A 22438-nucleotide genomic window follows, 5' to 3' on the forward strand; every position below is an offset into this window, starting at 1 on the left:
TTGAGATTTTTTATTGAATTATCTTATAATGGTAAACATTTTTTTGGATGGCAAATTCAAAAAAAAGTAAATACAGTAGAAGAGAGATTAGAGTATTGTTTATCAAAATTATTAAAAACCTCTATAAATGTAGTGGGAGCTGGTAGAACAGATAAAGGAGTTCATGCTAAACAAATGTTTGCTCATTTTGATTATAAAAAAGAAATCGGAAATAATTTTATAGATAGATTGAATGTTTTTTTACCTAAAAATATTAAAGTTCTAAATATTTTTCCAGTAAAAAAAAATATTCATGCAAGATTTTATGCTATAAAAAGAACATATAAATATTACTTAACACGCGAAAAAAATCCATTTAATCAAGATTTTTCTTGGTATTGTTTTTATCCATTAAATATTCAAAAAATGAATATAGCTTCAAAAAAGCTTATGGAATATAAGGATTTTAGTTCATTTTGTAAAAAAAAAAGAACAAATAAAAAAGAAAATAATATATGTCAAATTTATCACGCTTATTGGTCGGAACATAACAATATTTTATGTTTTACTATTGAAGGAAATCGATTTTTAAGATCTATGGTTAGAGCCATTATAGGTACACTTATTGATGTGGGTAGAAATAAAATTAGTATCAATGAATTTGTAAAAATTATAGAGTTAAAAAATACTAATTTCTGCAGATTAATAGTTCCTGCATGTGGTTTATTTCTAACTAAAATACTCTATCCAGAAGATATTTTTTATGAAAAAAAATTTGAATAAACAAAAATCCTCTTTAATACAACTGATTATAATTAGTTTTAATTATAAACTTATATTAACATCAATAATTATTATTTCTATATTTATTTCCTTCATTTCTGCTTATCGCCCTAAATTAATACAAAAAGCTATAGATATTCATATCCTTTATAAAGATTTTTTTGGATTAAAAAATATATTGATGTTAATAATTATTCTTCTTTTCTTAGAAAGTATATTTCATTTTATTTTATTATATCTATCTAATGTATTAGCACAAAATGTGATTAAAAAAATAAGATTTATTTTATTTGAAAAATTATTGCATTTTAAAAATTCTTTTTTTAATAAAACTCCAATAGGAAGATTGGTCTCTTATTCTATATCAGATATGGAAACTATAACTGTAATATTTAATGATGGAATTTTGCTTGTTTCTGGAGATATTTTAAGGATTATTATGATTATTATTATGATGTATACTGTACATAAACAATTATCTTTTATAGTTTTATTAACTATTCCTTTTATGTATATCATTACTCGTTTTTTTCAAAAAACATTAAAAAAAACATTTCATGAAGAACGGATTCAAACTTCACGTCTGAATAGTTTTTTACAAGAAAGTATTATAGGAATGTCTATTATTCAACTTTTTCATAAAGAAAAAGAGGAATATTTAAAATTTAAATCTATTAATCGTAAATTAATGAATGCTCATTTTAAAACTATTTTTTATTTTTCTATTTTTTTCCCCATAGTGGAAATAATTTCTGCAATCACAATAAGTATTATTATATTTTATGGAGGATTGCATGCGATTGAAATAGGAAATGTTAAACCAGGACAAATTATTGCTTTTATTTTTTTTATCTATCTTCTTTTTCGTCCTATGCGACAAATAGCTGATAGATTCAATATTATACAAAGAGGAATAGCTGGAATAGAACGTATATTTTCTATATTAAATTCTAAAGAAATTATTGTAAATAGAGGAAGTTTACGTTTTGAAAAATTAAAAGGCCATATTGAATTTAATGACGTTCATTTTTCTTATATAGATGATGAAATGGTGTTAAATGGAGTAACTTTTGAAATTAAACCAGGAGAAAAAGTTGCGATAATAGGATCTACAGGCTCTGGAAAATCTACGATTACTTATTTAATTTCTAGATTATATGAAATAAAAAAAGGAAATATTTGGATTGATGGACATTCTATTCAAGATATAGAGCTTAAAAATTTAAGATCTCATATAAGAGTGGTAACACAAGATCCTTTTTTATTTAATGATTCAATTATTAATAATGTGACTTTAGGTGATCCGTCTATTAATATTGATAAAATAGAAAATATGGCTAAAAAAATAGGAATACATAATTTTATTACATCTTTACCTAACGGGTATAAATTCATAGTAAAAGAGAGAGGCAGTGTACTGTCTATTGGGGAAAAACAATTGATTTCTTTTTTAAGAGTTCAAATGCATCCTTATTCTGTACTAATATTAGATGAAGCTACTGCATCATTAAATAAAGAATTAGAAAAAATGATTTATCATGCTACAGATTTTTTAACTAAACACAAAACTTCTATTATCATTACTCACCGTCTTTCTACATTAGAAGATGCTGATAAAATATTAGCCCTTGATCAGGGTTATATTGTAGAAAAAGGAACTCATAAAGAATTAATTCAATTGAATGGATATTATTCTGGATTATATAAAGAATCTTTTGACAAAAAAAATTAACATTTTATCTTTACGAAATAGGTTTTTTTTAATATTTCCTTTGTCCAATTTTTTATTTTTTCTTTTTTTTTGATATTTTTTACAAAGTTTTTTAATACCGTGTAATCTTTTTCAAAAGAAAGAGGTTTAGATGGAATTTCATCTAATAACTGAATCAGAATAAATGCTTCTTTTCCATTTATAATTTCTTTATGGGGGTTAGTAATTTTTCCTTTTTTTAAGAATAAAAATACTTTTTTCATATTCTCTGATAGTTTATTTTCCTCTATCCAAATTCTATTCTGTATCATTATATCAACTATTTGATTTTGATTTAATGAATCTGATATTTTGTCTAAGTTTATTTTACGATTCATGATACGTTTTCTAAAGAATTCTGCAAATGATTTTGTTTTAGATAATTCATATTTTGAGTATTTAGGTTTAATTAAAATATGTCTAAAATCAATTTCATCTTTTCTTTTTTCTTCCAATTTTATAAGATGAAATCCTAAATCAGTTTCAAACGGTTTAGATATTTCCCCTTTTTTTAAAGAGAGAGCTAAATGTACAAATTTTCGAGATAAATTGTTAATTTTCATTCCCTTTACGACTCCTCCCTTTAATGCTGAAGAATCATCTTCAGAAAATAAAATAGCTTTGGATGAAAAGTCCGTATCAGAATGTATTTCGTTCTTTATTTTATTTAAAAAATTAATTATTTTATTTTTATTAATCTGACTTAATTTAGGATAAAAGGCTACATAAGAAATACATATTTTTTTAGGAAAAAAAGGAATTTTATTGGGATTATTAGTTAAAAAATGTTTTACATCTTCCGGGGAAACTTCCACATCATCCGTTATTTTTTCATAAAATTTTTCTATATATTGTTGATTTTTAATTTGTTCATATACTTCTTTTAACAAAAACTTGTTTTCATCCTTTATTAAAAATTCTTCTTGATTTATATATTTTTTTTTCATTTCTGATAAAACAACTTGAGTCTTTAATTCTAATTCTTGATCAAGAATTTGTATGCTTTTATCTTTTTTTGCATAATAAAGCATTAATTTTTTAGTAATCAAATCATTTAGAATATGAGTATCACAAAACGATTTTTTATCATTTTTTATTTCAGAATCTAAAATAATATCATCTCCTATGATTACAGAAATTCCACTCATCTTCATCTTTTTTAAATCATAAGAATATAAGAAAGTACTATATAATAAAAATATAATGAAAAAATATTTTTTAAAAATTTGAATAAAATTTATCATCGTATACAAATATTCATATTTTTTTTATTTAAAAACAAAAAAAATTTTAAAAAATTTATTAATGTTATGGCTTTGAAAGTTAAGAATATATATAAAAAATATAAAAATAAATATGTAGTAAAAAATTTTTCAATTCAATTAAATAAAGGGGAAATAGTAGGATTAATAGGTCCTAATGGAGCTGGAAAAACTACTTCTTTTTATATGATTGTAGGTTTAATTAAACCAGATGAAGGAGAAATACTCCTTTGTAATCAAAATATTACATCAAATCCAATGTATCAACGATCTAAAAAAGGAATTGGATATTTAGCTCAAGAACCATCTATTTTTAGAAAATTATCTGTAGAAGATAATATATTATGCATATTAGAAATGCAAAAAATATCAAATCAAGAAAGAAAAAAAATAACAGAAAAACTTATTGAAGAATTAGGATTACAAAAAATACGTAAAAATAGAGGAGATCTTCTATCTGGAGGAGAACGAAGGCGTACAGAAATTGCTAGATGTTTAGCAACAAATCCTAAATTTATTTTTTTAGATGAACCTTTTTCTGGAATTGATCCAATTGCTATAGAAGAATTACAAAAAATAATTCTTTCTCTCAAAAAAAAAAATATAGGTATATTAATTACAGATCATAATATACAAGAAATTTTTACAATAACAGATCGTATTTATTTAATGTTTAATGGAAAAATCATAAAATACGGATCCACTGCAGAAATTATGCAAGATTCTGTCGTGAGAAAAATTTATTTAGGAAATAGAATCATAAATTTTAAAAAAAAGAATGAATCATCGATTTGACAGTCCGGAAGTAGGATTATTTCTGAATGGAGAAATTCCTCCTTTTTTAGAAAAAAAATTTTCTTTTTATGAAAAAATATTTGCAGTAGATGGAGCTTTTTATTATTTAAATACATTTGGAATTTCAGTAGATTATATTATTGGAGACTTTGATTCTATTTCAAAAAAAGACATACCTTTAGAAACTTATGTATTTAAAACAGATGATCAAAGATATACTGATTTTGAGAAAGCTTTAAATATTATTTATAATCAAGGATTTCTCAATATAAATGTTTGGGGGGGAAGTGGAATGGAACAAGATCACTTTTTGGGAAATTTATCTACAGCTTTAAAATATAAAAATATATTATCTATTATATTTCATGATAAGTGTCATTCTTATTTTTTTTCTGATAAAAAAACTTTTTTTTATCAAAAAAAAAATAAAAAAGTTTCTTTGTTTCCATTTCCTAAAGTAGAAGGATTATATACTTATGGACTAAAATATTCCATAAAAAAAGGTTCATTACAAATAGGAAAAAATATAGGCATAAGAAATGAAGCTTATAATAATAAAAGAATAGAAATAAATTACAAAAAAGGAGAATTGTTAATATTTATAGAAAAATGAAATATTATAAAAAAAACTATATTATAATACGTATAAACTTAATTTTTAAGTTTACTAATCATACTTTTCACATGATGGGCCGATTTATTTAAAAGATTGTTCTCTTTTTGATTCAATTTCAATTCTATAATTTTTTCTATTCCCGATTTTCCTACAATTACTGGAACTCCCAAATATATATCTCTTAATCCATATTCTCCTCTCAAAAAAGCGGAACATGGAAAAATTCGTTTAGAATCTTTTAAAATAGCTTCCACAATTTTTATTACAGATACACTAGGAGCCATCCAAGCAGATGTTCCTAATAAATTAACTATTTCTTCTCCTCCTTTTTTTGTTTTTTCAATAATCACATTATTTTCTTCTTCTGATAAAAATTCTTTAATAGGAATTCCTGATACAGATGTATATCTATATAAAGGGACCATTGTATCTCCATGTCCACCTAATAATAAAGATTGTATATCAATAGGTGAAATATTTAGTTTTTTTGATAAAAAAAAACGATATCTGGTAGAATCTAAAATTCCCGCCATACCAATAACACGAGAAGAATCTATATTTGCCGTCATATAACTAACATACGCCATAACATCCAATGGATTAGATACTATGATAAATTTAGCTTCTGGAGAGAAAGAAATAGATTTTTTAGTTACAACACGAATAATTTCTGCATTAGTAGAAACTAGATCATCTCTATTCATTCCAGGTTTTCTAGTAATTCCACAAGTAATAATGATGATTTCCGAATTTTTGGATTGGGAATAATCATTAGTTATACCAATAACTTTAGTATTTGTTAGCATTTGAGATATATCTAAACTTTTTCCTTCTGAAAGTTTTTTTCTAATGTCTAACAAAATAATTTTTCGTACTATATTTTTTTGAGCTAATAAGCTAGCACAAGAAGCTCCTACATTTCCCGCTCCAATAATAGTTACTTTCATTTTATTTTTTTTTGTCTTTTTATTTTATTTAACACAAATGATAATCTTATTTATATAAATTTGTAATCTTTTAAAGATAAACACAATTTCCATTTCTATGAAAGAGGATTACGTTAGAAAAAAAAAATTCTATTTTAGACATATAGGTCCGTCTTGTGATGAAATTAATAATATGTTGAAAGAATTACAATGTTCTTCTATTAAGGATTTTATTAATAAAACTATTCCCAAAGAAATACGTTTAAAAAGGAAATTAAATCTTCCCAACTCTATTTCTGAATATCAATATTTAAATCATATTTATAGAACAAGTAAAAAAAATAAAATTTATCGTTCTTATATAGGATTAGGATATAAAAATACTATAACTCCAAGTGTTATTCAAAGGAATATTTTGGAAAATCCTAGTTGGTATACTCCCTATACTCCTTATCAATCAGAAATATCTCAAGGACGTTTAGAAGCTTTGATTAATTTTCAAACTATGATTTCAGATTTAACCGGAATGAAAATTAGTAATGCTTCTATGTTAGATGAATCAACGGCGGCAGCTGATGCTATGTTCATGATTTTTCAAGAAAAAATAAAAAAAAAACAAATAGATAATAACTATTATTTTTTTATTTCTGATGAAATACTTCCACAGACTTTTTCTGTTTTAAAAACAAGATGTTTTGGATTAGGTATACATATCATAAATGACTCTCACAAAAATTTAATAAAAAAATATAATAATAAAAAAATATTCGGATTAATAATATCTTATCCTTCTAGTTTAGGTGAAATATATGATTATAGAGAAACTGTTGAATATGCTAAGCTACATAATATATCAGTAATCGTTTCTACAGACCTTTTATCTTTATCTTTATTAAAACCTCCTGGAGAATGGGGAGCGGATGTAGTTATAGGATCCAGTCAATCTTTCGGAGTCCCTATGGGATATGGGGGGCCTCATGCTGCTTTTTTTTCTACTAATGAACAATATAAACGTTTTCTTCCTGGAAGAATTATTGGAATATCTGTAGACAAAAAAAATAAAAAAGCATATCGTATGGCTTTACAAACAAGAGAACAACATATAAAAAGAGAAAAAGCAACTTCTAACATTTGTACATCACAAGTACTTCCTGCCATAATGGCTTCTATGTATGCTTTATATCATGGAAAAAAAGGATTAATAGAAATAGCAAAGTATATCCATAAATACGCAAAAAAATTAGAATTTTTATTGGTGAATAACATAGATCATCTTTTACAAGTCAATACTTTTTATTTTGACACTATTAGAATTAAAACAGATTGCGTAAATAAAATAAAAAAAATAGCAGAACGTAAAAAAACTAATTTTAGATATATTGATAAAAATTATTTAACTATTACTTTAGATGAAACATCTTGTCAAAAAGATATAAACCATATTCTATCAATTTTTTATGAAGCATATAATCAAGATAAAAAAATAAAATATCATACGAGTATTCAAAAAAAACATAAAATTCCTAGTTCTTTAATAAGAACTAGTAATTTTTTGGAACATAAAATTTTTCATAAATTTTATTCAGAAAATGAACTTATTCGTTATATTAAAAGGTTAGAAAGAAAAGATATTTCTTTAATTCATTCCATGATCCCACTTGGATCATGTACCATGAAATTGAATGCTTCTGCGGAATTATTTTCTTTAAGTCAACATGAATGGAAAAATCTGCATCCTTTTGTTCCGGAAAAACAAGCAAGGGGATATCATTTTATTATTCACAATTTAAAAAAATATTTGAAAGAAATTACTGGATTTTCTGGAATTTCTTTACAACCAAATTCAGGAGCACAAGGAGAATATGCTGGGCTCATGGTTATAAAACATTATCATCATTCATTACAAGAAGATCAAAGAAATCTTGCATTAATCCCTTCTTCTTCTCATGGAACGAATCCTGCTTCAGCAAATATGGCAGGAATGAAAGTTATGTTAGTAGAGACAACAAGTGATGGATCTATTCATAAAAATGATTTATTAAAGAAAGTAAAAGAAAATAAAGATGTATTATCTGTATTAATGATTACTTATCCTTCCACTTATGGTATATATGAGAAAAATATTAAGGAAATTATAGATATCATTCATGAAAATGGAGGACAAGTTTATATGGATGGAGCAAATATGAACGCTCAAGTAGGATTAATAAAACCTGCATATCTAGGTGTAGATGTTTGTCATCTTAATCTTCATAAAACTTTTGCTATTCCTCATGGAGGAGGAGGACCTGGAATGGGCCCTATTTGTGTTGCTCCACATTTAAAACCTTTTTTACCTACCCATCCCTTTCCCTTTCAAAAACAAGAAAATAACAAAAAAAATGAAACAATATTTACGATTTCTTCTTCTCCATATGGTTCTTCTTTAATTTTAACAATTTCTTATGCTTACATTCGTTTATTGGGACCGGATGGCCTTAAAAAATGCACCGAAATATCTGTATTAAATGCAAATTATATAAAAGAAAAATTGAAAAAATTTTACAACATATTATATGTAGGAAAAAATAATTCTGTAGCACATGAATTAATTATAGATTGTAGAATTTTTAAATCTATGAATGTAGAAGTGATAGATATAGCAAAAAGAATGATGGATTATGGATATCATGCTCCCACTGTCTCCTTTCCTGTAGAAGGATGTATGATGATAGAACCAACGGAAAGTGAATCTAAAGAAGAATTGGATCGTTTTATTGAAACTCTTATCAGTATTAGACAAGAAATTAAAGAAATTGAGAATGGAAAATTTTCCCAAAAAAATAATGTATTAAAAAATGCTCCACATAGCATAGATACATTAACACAAAATGAATGGATTTATCCTTATAGTAGAGAAAAAGCTGGTTATCCCTTATATTGGATTAAAGATAGAAAATTTTGGCCATCTGTCAATCGTGTTGATGATGGATATGGAGATAGAAACTTAATATGTACATGTACATAGTTATATGTAATTATTATATTCATATATAAATAAGTTTACTGTCAAAATATTTTGAACTTAGAATATGGAGTGACATGAATAGAATCATGTAAATTTCTTTCATATTTCAATAGTCCTGTAATAGCTATCATAGCACCATTATCAGTTGTGTATTTTTTTTTTAGAATAAAAATTTCACACCTTTTATTTTCTTTTGCAAAAGACATAAACATTCTTCTAATTTCATGATTAGAAGAGACCCCCCCTGCTAAAACTATTCTTGAAATCCCAGTTTTTAAAATAGCTTTTTGTATTTTTTCTAAAAGTATTTCTGCTATAATTTTTTGTATAGAAGCACAAATATCAGGTATATTTTGTTTTACAAACAATGCATTTATTTTTAATTGTTTTTTTATGAATTGTGAGACATCGCTTTTAAATCCACTAAAACTAAAATCTAACCCTCTCACCATGGGTTTTGAAAAAATAAATTTTTTGTCATTTCCATTTTTAGAAAAAAATTCTATTATAGGACCCCCAGGGTAAGAAAATCCTAACATTATAGCTATTTTATCTAAAGCTTCTCCTACAGAGTCATCTAAAGTAGATCCTAATATTTCCATTTTAAAAAAATCATTTACTTTTATAATTTGAGTATGACCTCCACTTATAACTAAACCTAAAAATGGAAATTTTGGATAAGAATTATTAATATTAGCATTTTGTATAAAATGAGAAAGTATGTGAGCTTGTATATGATTTACAGTTAGTAAAGGGATCCCTAATCCCATGGAAAATGATTTTGCAAAAGCAGCTCCTACTAATAAAGACCCAATTAATCCAGGACCTAAAGTAAAAGAGATAGCATCAATTTGATCTAGATTTATTTTTGATAAAAAAATAGCTTTTTGTACTGCCTTTATGATGTTTTGATCATGTAATCTTGAAGCTATTTCAGGAACAACTCCTCCATATTTTTTATGAATTTTTTGATGAATAATAATATTAGACAATACACTTCTATTTTTAATGATAGAGACCCCAGTATCATCACATGATGACTCTATCCCAATAATTATAGGTTTTTTTTTCATAAAAAAAAATAACAATATCTTTGAAAATGAATAATGTTTTTTTCCATAAATTTCAAAAAACCAAAATCCTTATTTTATTTTTTTTATTAGGATTATTTTTTTTTGCTATTTATCATAAACAAGAGATAAAAGAAAAAGTTTCCACATTTATTTTAAATATTTTTATTAAAAAAATAAAAAATCATTTTGATAAAAAAATTACCATAAAACATGCCTCTATTAATTTCTTAAAAAAAGAACTTATTTTTTATGATGTCCATATTTTAGATCATCATCATTTTTCTTTTATTCATTTATCTAAATGTAAAATATCCATTAATAATTTACTTTATTTTATTTTTATAAATTCAGAACATTTAAAAATAAAAAATTTTTTTATTCAAAATTCTTCTTTTTTTATAAAAAAATATTTTCTAGAAAAAGAAAATAATATTATTATTTTTATAAGATTTATAAGAAATATTTTAAAAAGAAAAAAATTAAATAAACTTAATATTATAACCTGTTCAAAATTAACAATTAATAAATCTTTTTTTACATATCAAAATACAAATTCTAATAAAAAATTTCAACATTTTTTTTCTAGTTGTATAGTTAATTTTAGAATGGATAATAAAAAAATAAAAGCTTCTATTTTGTCTTTTCAATCTAAAGAATTAATAAAACAAAATAAATTTCCTGTAATAGAAAATTTATTTTTTAATTTAACATATTATTATTATTCAAAACTTAAGGTTGATAATTTTTTAATAAAAACACCTATTAGTTATCTGAAAGGAAATTTTATCTTATTTCAAGATAAAGGGAGTACAATTTTTTTTCCAAAAAAAAACATACAATGTAAAATTTTTAAAGGATCAAAATTAGGTCCAGATTTAGGAATTTTTTTTTATAAAAAATGGAATTTACACTATAAAGTATTTATTAGAGCTTGTCTTCATGGAAAATTTAATCTTAAAGAAAAAACATTTTTTATTTACCATATTTCTATAAAAGATTCACAAAAAAACAAATTTTTTGCAAATCAAATTCATATTTTTTATGCAAAAAAAGAATGGAAAGAAATCAAATTTTTTAAAGCTTTTATACAATTTAATCCTTATTACATAAAAAAAATAATTCCATATAATTTTGATTCAAAATTACAATTTTCAAGACTTATTTTAAATCAATCTATTTTTTATAAAGGAGATATTACCTTATCCTTTGGTGTAAATAAAAGGAGTTTTCTTAAAATAAAAGGGATTGTTCAGAATTGTTTTTTTTCAGCTAAAATATATACTAACGTTGATTTTTTTAATAATAAATATTCAGGAAGAATTATCATAGACAAAAAATATATTTTGATCAATCTTATCAAAAAAAAGAATAATATTTTTTATTTACCAACAAAAGTTCCCCTATTTATAGATAACACGTTATCAAATTTATGTGTTATGAATTTTAAAGGAAATATTTATAAATTTTTTATAACTCTATTGTTTTCTCATTCAAAACATAAAATCCATTTTATAGGCAAAATATTTCCACATTTTCAAAAAATATATATTGACATATACAATAAAAATAAAATCAAAAAAAATATAAAAATAATATTTATAAATAATAAGAATCAATCTTTTCAAAAGATTAAGATAAATATACATGATATGATTATTGGTCATATTGATGTATGTATAAAATGGAAAAATTTGTTCAACATTTCTTATAAAAAGGAATATGTGAATTTTAATTTTTTAATAAAAAAATCTTTTTTTGATTTTATTAAACCAATAAAAAATAAAAATATATTTTCTGATATTCAAATTTCAGGAGAAAAAAAAGATAATGCGTTTAAAATAATTTGTTATACAAAATCTATACAATTAAATGATATTGTTATTGAAAAATTATTTGTTATAGTAGATTATTCTTTTATAAAAAAAATACAGATTTATGCAGAAAAAATTTTTTACAAAAACTTGTTTTTTAAACAGATAAATATATCTGTTTTAAATCAAAATAATTTTTGGAAAATAAATTCTAAGTTATTTTTCAAATTTAAAAAACAAGAATACAACGAACAGAGATTAAATTTAATTTGCAAGAAAAAAGAAAATTTTTTAATATTTTATCCTTTTTTTTCTAAATTAAATATAAATGGATATAATTGGTTTATTGATTATTATGATCATAATTCGGGAGCTATTAAAATTGATTTAACCAATAAAAAATATATTATTGATAATATTATTCTTTCTTATGAAAAAGAAAAAATTATTATTAATGCAAATGGTATTAAAAATAAACAAAAAATATTTCAATTTTACCTAAAAAACGTACAATTAAAAAAAATCATTTTTAATAAAAATATAGATGGAATAATAAACGGGACTTTTTTGTGTAAAAATGTTTATAATCAAATTGAACCTAATATTCATGTAATAATTCAAAATTTTTCAATTGGAAAAACAGTTTTAGGAAATTGTTACATTTATTCTTTTCATAAAAATAAAAAAAATTATGAAATTCATGGAATTATTAGAAAAAATTCTTATGATATTTTAAAAGTTTTTGGAAATATTAAAAATGAATTAAAAATTCCATCTAAACTGAATTTAAATATAATAATTCAAAATTTTAAAATAGATAGTTTTTCTTTTTTTTGGAAAAAAATGAATAGTGAAGTAAGAGGAACTATGACAGGAAAAATACAAGTTTTTGGTTTTTTAAATGATCTTCATTATTTTGGAAAATTAAATATTCAAAAATTCGGAATCAAAATACATTCTACTAATACAAATTATGAAATTCAAAGTCAAGCTTATATTAATATTATTTCTGAATCTTGTAGATTATCCAATTCTTATTTTGTAGAAACAAAATCTAATACAAAAGGATACATTAATGGTTTTTTTTCACATAAAAACCTTATTCAATGGAATTTAATAAAATTATCTATTAATACAAAAAATTTGCTTGTTTTAGATTCGGATGGAAAAAAAAATAATTTTTTATTTGGAAAAATATTTACTCATGGAGAAATTAAAATAACAAAAAAAGAAAATAAAATTCGTATTTCTATGAACAATGGAAAAATTTTAAATTCTTCTCATTTATACATTAATCCTAAAATATTAGAACATAAAAAACAAAATGCATATGAAAAAAAAGAAAAAGATAATTATTTATTAATAGATGTAAATACTATTATAAATAAAAATACAAAAATATCAATATTTTTAAATAAAAATCACTTTATTGAATTGATAGGAGAAGGTTTCCTTTTTTTTCAAAAAATATATAACCAAAATATACAAACAAGTGGTAGTTTTTTTGTAAAAAATGGATTATATCATTTTTATAAAAATGCAAGAATTCCAATAAAATTAGAAAAGAAATTTTTAATAAAACCAGGAGGATCTATTACTTGGAAAAATGATTTTTATCAATCAAATATTGATCTAATTGCTTACGAAACTAAATACGTATACAATGTTATTAAATATATAAATTTTATAAAAAAAAATACACCATATCATAAAAATATGATATTTACAGAATTAAGAATTCATATTTTGGGGAAAATAGAAAAACCTAATATTAATATAGATATTTTATTTCCTGAAAGTAATGAAAATATCCAAAAAATATTATCAGAACAATTAAATTCTTTTGAGGAAAAAACAATACAATTTGTATCTATCCTAATGTTAGGAAAATTTTTTATAAAAAATGATATTATAAAAAATTTTTTATATTTTTCTATATATAGAATTGTTTTGAACAAATTAAAAAATATACTATTATATAGTAATCAATAATAAATTAAATCAATTTGTAAATCATTATTATATTTTTTCAATGCTAAAAATCATTATTTCTATTATAATAGTTTTTTTCAATAAAAAAATAATACGGATACATTAACTAATAACATTTAAAAAATAATTTTATAATTATAAATAAAATATTGATATTAAAAATCAATAAACATGAAATCCATTTATATTTAATATTACATTAAAAATTATAATTGACTGAAAATATAATTTATAAATTTTTTCTATCTATACTATAATTAAAATTGTAAAAAATATGTTGAAAAACAATAATCTATTTCTTAAAAAGAAAGTTTTGTATCTTGGTATTTTTAATACCTTTATTTAAAAAAAAACAAAAATATAAAACAATGATTCTAAGATATAATACAGACGAAATTGACAACACTATTGTTAGAAAACTAAATATTAACGCTAGAACTCCCTATACTGAAATTAGTAAACAAATTAGTAAAGAAATTAAACCATTATCTGTTGGAACAGTTCATGTGAGAGTAAAAAAATTAGAAGATGCAGGAATTATAAAGGGGAGTACTTTAATTATAGGATATGAATCATTAGGGTTTCATTTAATAGCTTTTGTAGGTATTTTATCAGATTCTCACGAATCTAAATTTGTTAAAGAAGAATTAAAAAAAATACCGAATATCGTCCAACTATATATCACTTCAGGAAAATATAATCTGTTTTGTAGAATTATTGCTAGAGATCCTTTAGATGCAAGAGATGTTATTTCTAAAATAGGAGAAATAAAAGGAGTACTTAGAACAGAATCTACTATTTGTTTAGAAGAAAGCATAAATGATGAAAATAGATTGTTATCCAACATACTACAAAGACATAAAACATATTATAAAAAAAAAACATCATTATAATGATATAATAATTACTAATTATTATAATTTTTCTATCATTTCAATATCAAGCTTCTTTTTTTTCTTTAAAAAAGAAAAAAATTTATCCTTCCGAAAAAATTTCATAAGCTTCAATTTTTTAGGTAATGGATAATTTATTCAAGTTTTATAATAAAAATATTGCATATAAAATTTTAGTTTTAATTATTGCAATCTTATTATTGACATTTTTTTTCCCAAAAAAAGATATTTTAAAATATGAATTTTCAGAAGGAAAAACTTGGTCTTACGGAGATTTATTTTCGCCATTTAATTTTTTAATTCTAAAAGATAATCAAGATATTGATTTAGAAATAAAAAATTTAAAAGAAAGGCAAGAAATATTCTGTATTCAGAATGAAAAAATAGTAAAAAGCATAAAAAAAAAGCTAAAAAAATTTTTTTTTATCAAAAAAAATAAAAATTACTATAAAACTATTCATAGAATAATCAACACAATATACAAATATGGATATATAGAAGGAGATAATAATCTTATAAAAGAGAATAAAACTCACACAATTTTTTTCAAAAATGAGGAAAAATGGATTCCAATTTTATATGAAAAAATTTTTACTCATAACAAAGTAAATAATATTCTCGAAAAAAATTTTAGAAAAAAAAGTAATAATGTAAAAAGCTTAAAAAAATTTTTGGAAAAAATTATCGTTCCTAATTTATTTTATAGTCAATATCATACCGATTTTTTTTTGAATAAAAAAATACAATCTATTAAAAAAATAAAATATTCCTTTAGAAAAGGAGACAATATTATTAATAATCATGATACTATAAATAAAAATAAATTTAAAATTTTATTCCACTTCAAAAAAGAATATGAAAGTAAAGTATGGAATAAAAAAAAATATTATTGTCTTGTTGTAGGACATTTTTTAATAATAAGTCTAATATTTACTTTATTTATATTATATATTTTTTACTTTGAAAATAAAATATTTAATAATAATAGAGAAGTGAATTTTTTTATTATAAATATATTATTAATATCATTAATTACTATTACTATTTTAAAATATAATTCTAAAATATTATATATAATTCCCTTTTGTATACTTCCCATAAGTATACGTGCCTTTTTCAATTTAAACTTGAGTATTTTCATTCATTTAATAACCATTTTATTATTATCCTTAATTATACCAAATAATTTTGAATTTATTTTTATTCAAATCACTGCAGGTTTTTTAGTTATGTTGACAAAAAAAAATATTTATAGAATGAAAAATCTATTTATTGCTGCAGTAAAAATAACTATTACTTATATTATTACTTTTAGTTTGCTTACTTTAATCCGTGAAGGATCTTTAGAAAAAATTTCCTTATATACTTTTTATTTATTTTTTTTTAGTGGAATCTTAACTTTATTTGTTCATCCACTAATATTTATTTTTGAAAAATTACTGAATTTAACTTCAGATATTTCATTATTAGAACTATCAGATACCAATACCCCCATATTAAGATTATTGTCTCAAAAAGCCCCAGGAACTCTACAGCATGTTCTAACAGTAGCAAATATTGCAGAAGAAGCTGCTGTCGCAATTGGAGCTAATTCTCTATTAGTAAGAATAGGTGCAATTTATCATGATATAGGAAAAATTAAAAATTCTGTATTTTTTACAGAAAATCAACATAATATAATTGATCCTCATGAAGAATTAACTCCAGAAGAAAGTGCTAAAATTATTTTAGAACATGTATCAATAGGAGTAGAACTTGCAAAAAAATATCATTTGCCTGATCCTGTAACTAATTTTATACGCACTCATCATGGAAAGAGTCTTGTTTATTATTTTTATGAAAAACAAAAAAAAAAATATCCAAATATGGAAATAGATAAAAAACAATTTCAATATTCTGGTCCTAAACCATTTTCCAAAGAAACTGCCATTGTCATGATAGCTGATTCTGTAGAAGCGGCTTCAAAAAGTATAAAAAATCCATCTACTAAAGATTTAGAAAATTTGGTAGAAAATATAATAAAAAAACAAAAAATAGAAAATCAATTTTCTAATGCAGATATTACTTTAAGAGAAATAGAAAAAGTTAAACAAGTTATGAAAAAAAAATTAAGGAATATTTATCACACTAGAATAGAATATCCTAATCCTTAATTCTATATATAAATTATTTGGTTATTTAATAGATCTACTTTAGATTTGTATTTTTTTGGAGAGTTGCCGGAGTGGTTAACGGAGCAGTTTGCTAAACTGTCAATATGTAAATATTGCGTGGGTTCGAATCCCACATTCTCCGCAAAAAAAAACGGGGTATAGCGTAGTTTGGTTATCGCGCCTGGTTTGGGACCAGGAGATCGTAGGTTCAAATCCTGCTACCCCGATATTTATTTTGAGATCACGTAGCTCAAACGGATAGAGCAACTGCCTTCTAAGCAGTAGGTTACAGGTTCGAATCCTGTCGTGATCATTTTTTTGCTTCTAAAACTTCATCTATCATTCCGTATTCTTTGGCTTCTAAAGAGGTCATCCAGTAATCTCTATCTGAATCTTTTTCTATTTTTTCAATAGATAATCCTGAATGTTTTGATATAATCTCATAAAGTTCTTTTTTTAATTTTAAAATTTCACGAACTGTTATTTCAATATCTGAAGCTTGTCCTTCTGCCCCTCCTATAGGTTGATGAATCATGATTCTAGAATGTTTTAATGCTGATCTTTTTTTTTTTACTCCTGCACAAAGCAATACAGCGGCCATTGACGCGGCCATTCCAGTGCAAATAGTTGCTACATCTGGTTCTACAATTTGCATTGTATCATATATTCCTAATCCAGCATAAACATCTCCTCCTGGAGAATTTATATATATTTGTATATCCTTCACAGGATCTACGGATTGTAAAAATAATAATTGAGCTTGCACTATATTTGCTACTTGATCTTCTATTGGAGTTCCTAAAAAAATTACTCTATCCATCATTAAACGAGAAAAAACATCCATTTGAGCTACATTTAATTTTCTTTCTTCAACAATATAAGGAGTCATGAACTTAATATATTCACTTATTGTTAAGCTGCTAATTTTCTTATGTTTTATGGCATACAACATAAACTCTTTTGATTTTTTATGATAATCCATTTTTTTTATATTGAAAATTTTATCAAAGTTACTTTCTTCTACATAAAATTTTGAAAAAAAAGTTGATACATGCATAAAAAAAATGTAGAAATTAGAAACTTTTAATCTGAAAAGTATTGATTTTGTACAAAAAATTAGCAATACAAACAATTATATATTCTATAGGATTTATTTTTCCTAGAATTATTAATTATGCTTTTTTAAAATTTTTCACTGCTTTTTTTAAAAGAGAAGAATTTTCTCTTTATACAGATATGTACGCATTATCTTTTATGGTTATAGGATTTCTTTCTTTCGGATTAGAAAATACTTACTTTAGATTTTTATACAAAAAAAATTCGAATCAAGAAATTGTTTTTTCAACTGGAGTTATAATACAGCTATTAATAAGTTCTTTTTTTTTAATAATATTCATAAATTTAACAAGATACTTGTCTTCTATTGCTGGATATCATAATCATCCAGAATATTTTATTATGTTTTTTTTAATTATATTTTTTGATACAATTTGTGTTCTGCCTATGGCATGGCTTCGTGCAAATGATAAACCTTTCCAATATTCTATAATAAGTATTGTAAATATATTAATACAATCATTTCTAATTATATATTTATTTATTAATTCTAATAATACCCATGGGCAAAAAACTTGCTTATTTTTTATTTTTAAATGGGTAAGTTCTTTTACCGATAAAATCGGTTATATATTTTTTGCAAATATGATTTCTTCTTTAGGAAATTTATTTTTAATACTTCCTATTCTTTTAAAAAAAGTAACTATCAGAAAATTTGACAAAATTCTTGCTATAAATATGTTAAATTATGGAATTCCTATTATGATCGGAACTATTGCTTTTTCCATTAATGAAAATTTGGATAAAATTTTGATTAAAAGATGGGTTTCAGATGAAATTAATGGATCCTATTCTGCTTGCTATAAAATAGCTACTTTTATGAGTCTGTATATTAGAATATTTAGATTAGGAATTGAACCTTTTTTTTTTAAAAAATCTAAAGATGCCGATGCAATATATTATTATGAAGAAATCACTTATATGTTTATTCTATTTGGACTCATTTTTTATGTGTTAGTATGTGGAAATATTAACATTTTTATGAAATTTTTAATTGATGAAAAATATCATATAGCTAATCCTATCATTCCTATAATAATGATGGGAAATCTTTTTTTGGGAGTTTACACTAATTTATCCATTTTCTATAAAATTATAGATAAACCGATTATTGGATCTTATATATCTTTAATCGGTGTATTAATCACTTTTTTATTTAATTCTATTTTTATTTTCATTTCTGATAATAGTTTTATGATCCCTGCTTGGGGAACTTTAACATCTTATGGATCTATGTTAATAGTTTTATACATTTGGGGGAAAAAACAATTTTTTAAATTTTGTAATAAAAAAATAAGAAATATTATAATGCATTTTTTATTTGCAATTTTTATCGTTTTTATGATAAAAAAAAAACTGGAATTTAGTTTATTATTACAATTATTGTATTTAATAATTGTTTCTTTTTTAGAAAAAAAAAGATTTATGAATCTAATTAAATAAGAGTAAGTTTTGCATAAAAAAATATATCAATCCACTTTAATCGCTAACATAAAAAAATCTATTTTCATTAGTTTTTTAGGAAGAAAGTTGATTTCAACTGGTGTTTTAATTAAAAAATCGAAAGATACTAGATGTTCTTTTTTTTTGAGAAAAAAATTTATAGAGTCTATTTGTGTCATTCATCTAACAAAAAATAAAAAACATACATCATATGAAGAAATTAAAATAATTATAATAAATATTTTGTATAAAAATATAATGATTGTCCCCGGTGAAAAATTAGTGATATTAAATATATTTAAAAATATTAGAAAAATAAAATGGAAAAAATGTTCTGACTTAAGTTTAAGTGTAAGAGGAAGTAATAGTTTTGGAAGTACTGGAATATAAAAAATAAATGATATGAAAATTATAATACCTATGGCTGGAAAAGGATCACGTCTTCTTCCACATACTTTAAATACTCCTAAGCCACTGATATCTATTGCAGGAAAAACAATCTTGAGAAGACTGTTGGAAAGTTTATCCAAACTTATTCAAGTTTTTTCTATACAAGAAATTGTTTTTATTATAGGAAATTTTGGAAATAAAATCGAAAAACAATTAATCAGACTATCTCATGATATGAGTGTTCATCCTGTTATATATTATCAAATCATTCCACTTGGAACTGCAGATGCATTATTACAAGCTAAAAATTCTTTAACAGGAGAACCAATTATTGTCGCCTTTTCTGATTCTTTATTCTATCATAATTCTTTTGATAAAGAAATTTCTCATAAAATAGACAACATAATATGGACAAAAAAAGTTCAAAACCCTCATTTATTTGGCATTGTTAAATGTGATTCTTCAGGAATTATTACTCATTTTATAGAAAAACCAAATCATTATGTATCAAATCTTGCTATTGTAGGTATTTATTATTTTAAAAATAGTTTTCTTTTAAAAAAAGAATTACAATCTATATTAGATCATAATATTGAAAATAAACAAGAATATCAATTGACATCTGCTTTAGAAAATATGAGAAGAAAAGGAGAAAAATTCACAAGCAAACAAGTAAAGGAATGGATGGATTTTGGAAATCAAAAAAGAACTATTTATTCAAATTCAAAAATATTATCCATTGAATCCAAAAATTCAGAATTAATTCATAAAAAAGTTATCATAAAAAATAGTTTGATTATAAATCCTTGTTCAATAGAAGAAAATACTACTATTGAAAATAGTATTATAGGTCCTTATGTATCAATAGGAAAACATACAAAAGTAAAAAACAGTAATATAAAAAAATCTTTAATTCAAAATTATACAATAATTAAACATGCTAATTTAAATTGTTCAATAATAGGAAATCACTCCATTTATATAGGAGAAAAAGCGAAAAAAGTAAGTTTGAGTGATTATTCTGTGTTCAGATAAACCAAAAATTCATAATTTTTTTTATATTTGATAAAAAATTCCATGTATATGGATTTTATTTCTATTTTTTCTATATTGCTTGGTACTTTTGGGACCACAGAAATCGTGGTTATTGTCATTCTTGCACTTTTACTGTTTGGAGGTAAAAAAATTCCAGAATTGATGAAGGGTTTGGGGACTGGATTGAAAGAATTCAAAAAAGCTTCTGAATCAGAATCAGAAGAAGAAGAAAAAGATTCAGAATCGAAAAAAGAATAAAAATTTTTCTTTCACTTTATGTTTGTTTATTCGTCCTTTTTTTCTAAAATTTTAGAAACTAATAATGGGAACGACAACGGTAAGAAATTTTATGTTTTTTGTATTCATATTAAAAAGTTTGGTAATTCAATCTATATCAAAATCATTATTAGAACAAAAAAATGTAATCAATTTTCATAAAAATATTTATCATCCAAAATTGGATTTAAATAACATATATATAGAAAGGTTATGGAAAAAAATGTTAGTAGGGAAGAAAAAATTCTTATCTGCAAAAAAGATATCTCATAATCATAAAAAAAATATTGTTATTATCAATATCAATGCTGAAGAACTAAGACTAAGATTAAATTTTCTAAATAAAAAATCTCAAATTAAAATCCTAAAATATAATAATGTTGTACATATTTCTGTAGAAAGTTATCTTCGTATGAGTAAATATATAGGAAAAATCATTTCATTATCAGACTTTTATTTTCCTATGTTTGAAGAAAAACTAGAACATTACCGTCTTCCAAAAGAATTAAAATATTTAGCTATTATAGAGTCGAATTTAAATCCGGTTGTGACTTCTAAAGCAGGAGCACAAGGTCTTTGGCAATTTATGCCAAAAACTGGAAAAATATATAATCTCGATAGTAATAATACTTATGATGAAAGAAATGATCCAGTTAAATCCACAGAAGCAGCATGTCGATATTTAAAATTTTTATATAAAAAAATAGGAAATTGGGAGTTGGTTTTAGCCGCTTATAATGCAGGACCCGGAACAGTAGATAAAATATTAGAACGTCATAAAAATAAAAAAAATTTTTGGGAATTATGGGAATTTTTTCCAAAAGAAACTCAAAATTATATTCCAAAATTTATTGCCATAAATTATGTAATGAATTATTATAAGGACCATAATATTTCTGCATATTATTCTTCTTATCCTTACAGATATAAAGAAACTGTACTTATTCCTATAAAAGAAAAAATTTCGTTAAAATTTTTTTCTTATCATTTAAATATTTCCTATCAAGATTTAATTTTTCTAAATCCACAATATTTTGTAGATATTATCCCTTCTGGTCATAAATTGAGATTGCCTAAAAATAAAATTTTACTTTTTAGAAGTAAAGAAAGATTTCTTTTCAAAAAAAAGCCATAAAAA

General features: G+C 22.9%; 17 protein-coding genes and 3 tRNA genes. 16 read left to right on the forward strand and 4 right to left on the reverse strand.

All coding sequences use genetic code 11. The features are described from left to right. Positions 1 to 762, forward strand: a complete 762-nt coding sequence (truA, locus tag H0H62_RS00095) for a tRNA pseudouridine(38-40) synthase TruA (RefSeq protein ID WP_185860735.1) — start codon at positions 1 to 3, stop codon at positions 760 to 762. Continuing rightward, positions 743 to 2494, forward strand: a complete 1752-nt coding sequence (locus tag H0H62_RS00100; protein ID WP_185860736.1) for an ABC transporter ATP-binding protein — start codon at positions 743 to 745, stop codon at positions 2492 to 2494. Before truA ends, H0H62_RS00100 begins: the two co-directional genes overlap by 20 nt. Here the strand turns inward: H0H62_RS00100 and H0H62_RS00105 are convergent. Then, positions 2491 to 3756: a peptidylprolyl isomerase gene (locus H0H62_RS00105; RefSeq protein ID WP_185860737.1), complete on the reverse strand. Its 1266-nt coding sequence runs from the start codon at positions 3754 to 3756 to the stop codon at positions 2491 to 2493. The genes H0H62_RS00100 and H0H62_RS00105 overlap by 4 nt on opposite strands. A 66-nt stretch (positions 3757 to 3822) precedes the next feature. Between H0H62_RS00105 and lptB the strand changes: the two genes are divergently transcribed. Together lptB and H0H62_RS00115 are read left to right on the forward strand one after the other, a co-directional pair. Continuing rightward, positions 3823 to 4569 carry an LPS export ABC transporter ATP-binding protein gene (gene lptB, locus H0H62_RS00110; protein WP_185860738.1) on the forward strand — a complete coding sequence of 249 codons (747 nt, stop codon included), beginning with the start codon at positions 3823 to 3825 and terminating at the stop codon, positions 4567 to 4569. After that, positions 4553 to 5182 (forward strand): thiamine diphosphokinase, encoded by a 630-nt coding sequence (locus H0H62_RS00115; RefSeq protein ID WP_185860739.1) that lies wholly within the window; start codon positions 4553 to 4555, stop codon positions 5180 to 5182. The genes lptB and H0H62_RS00115 overlap by 17 nt, the downstream gene beginning before the upstream one ends. 38 nt (positions 5183 to 5220) lie before the next feature. Here H0H62_RS00115 and mdh read toward each other — a convergent pair whose 3' ends face one another. Continuing rightward, the gene (mdh, locus tag H0H62_RS00120; RefSeq protein WP_185860740.1) at positions 5221 to 6132 is read right to left on the reverse strand and encodes a malate dehydrogenase; all 912 of its coding nucleotides are present in this window, start codon (positions 6130 to 6132) and stop codon (positions 5221 to 5223) included. A gap of 97 nt (positions 6133 to 6229) precedes the next feature. On the opposite strand from mdh, the gene gcvP reads away from it, so the two are divergent. Further along, entirely contained in the window at positions 6230 to 9118 is a 2889-nt protein-coding gene (gene gcvP / locus H0H62_RS00125) for an aminomethyl-transferring glycine dehydrogenase (RefSeq protein WP_185860741.1), read from the forward strand. 41 nt (positions 9119 to 9159) lie between these two features. Here gcvP and tsaD read toward each other — a convergent pair whose 3' ends face one another. Then, complete coding sequence (tsaD, locus tag H0H62_RS00130) at positions 9160 to 10191, reverse strand: tRNA (adenosine(37)-N6)-threonylcarbamoyltransferase complex transferase subunit TsaD (protein WP_185860742.1); 1032 nt, start codon at positions 10189 to 10191, stop codon at positions 9160 to 9162. Positions 10192 to 10217: 26 nt separating this feature from the next. Between tsaD and H0H62_RS00135 the strand changes: the two genes are divergently transcribed. The 6 genes from H0H62_RS00135 (at position 10218) to H0H62_RS00160 (ending at position 17353) form a co-directional block, all read left to right on the forward strand. After that, positions 10218 to 13994, forward strand: coding sequence for a translocation/assembly module TamB domain-containing protein (locus H0H62_RS00135; RefSeq protein WP_185860743.1), 3777 nt, complete (start codon positions 10218 to 10220; stop codon positions 13992 to 13994). Between the two features lie 368 nt (positions 13995 to 14362). After that, a complete protein-coding gene (locus H0H62_RS00140; protein ID WP_185860744.1) occupies positions 14363 to 14887 on the forward strand; it encodes an Lrp/AsnC family transcriptional regulator in 525 nt (174 codons plus the stop codon). Between the two features lie 125 nt (positions 14888 to 15012). After that, entirely contained in the window at positions 15013 to 17040 is a 2028-nt protein-coding gene (locus H0H62_RS00145; RefSeq protein ID WP_185860745.1) for an HD family phosphohydrolase, read from the forward strand. A gap of 57 nt (positions 17041 to 17097) precedes the next feature. Further along, positions 17098 to 17182: transfer RNA gene (locus H0H62_RS00150), tRNA-Ser, on the forward strand. Positions 17183 to 17192: 10 nt separating this feature from the next. After that, a tRNA-Pro gene (locus H0H62_RS00155) sits at positions 17193 to 17267 on the forward strand. A 12-nt stretch (positions 17268 to 17279) separates the two neighbouring features. Continuing rightward, a tRNA-Arg gene (locus H0H62_RS00160) sits at positions 17280 to 17353 on the forward strand. On the opposite strand, the gene clpP is transcribed toward H0H62_RS00160, so the two are convergent. Next, positions 17351 to 18022, reverse strand: coding sequence for an ATP-dependent Clp endopeptidase proteolytic subunit ClpP (gene clpP / locus H0H62_RS00165; protein WP_185860985.1), 672 nt, complete (start codon positions 18020 to 18022; stop codon positions 17351 to 17353). The genes H0H62_RS00160 and clpP overlap by 3 nt on opposite strands. 122 nt (positions 18023 to 18144) lie before the next feature. Here clpP and H0H62_RS00170 point away from each other — a divergent pair, with 122 nt between their 5' ends. The 5 genes from H0H62_RS00170 (at position 18145) to H0H62_RS00190 (ending at position 22435) form a co-directional block, all read left to right on the forward strand. Then, positions 18145 to 19599 carry a lipopolysaccharide biosynthesis protein gene (locus tag H0H62_RS00170; RefSeq protein ID WP_238784133.1) on the forward strand — a complete coding sequence of 485 codons (1455 nt, stop codon included), beginning with the start codon at positions 18145 to 18147 and terminating at the stop codon, positions 19597 to 19599. 9 nt (positions 19600 to 19608) lie between these two features. Further along, on the forward strand, positions 19609 to 19989 hold the full coding sequence (locus H0H62_RS00175) for a dUTP diphosphatase (RefSeq protein WP_185860747.1): 381 nt from the start codon (positions 19609 to 19611) through the stop codon (positions 19987 to 19989). Positions 19990 to 20001: 12 nt separating this feature from the next. Further along, positions 20002 to 21024: a sugar phosphate nucleotidyltransferase gene (locus H0H62_RS00180; RefSeq protein ID WP_185860748.1), complete on the forward strand. Its 1023-nt coding sequence runs from the start codon at positions 20002 to 20004 to the stop codon at positions 21022 to 21024. A 42-nt stretch (positions 21025 to 21066) separates the two neighbouring features. Further along, a complete protein-coding gene (locus tag H0H62_RS00185) occupies positions 21067 to 21282 on the forward strand; it encodes a Sec-independent protein translocase subunit TatA/TatB (protein ID WP_394366700.1) in 216 nt (71 codons plus the stop codon). A gap of 64 nt (positions 21283 to 21346) precedes the next feature. Next, on the forward strand, positions 21347 to 22435 hold the full coding sequence (locus H0H62_RS00190; RefSeq protein ID WP_185860750.1) for a lytic transglycosylase domain-containing protein: 1089 nt from the start codon (positions 21347 to 21349) through the stop codon (positions 22433 to 22435). Positions 22436 to 22438 lie beyond the last annotated feature (3 nt).

Origin of the sequence: Blattabacterium cuenoti, assembly GCF_014251695.1 — a bacterium.
Taxonomy (GTDB): Bacteria; Bacteroidota; Bacteroidia; order Flavobacteriales; family Blattabacteriaceae; genus Blattabacterium; species Blattabacterium cuenoti_T.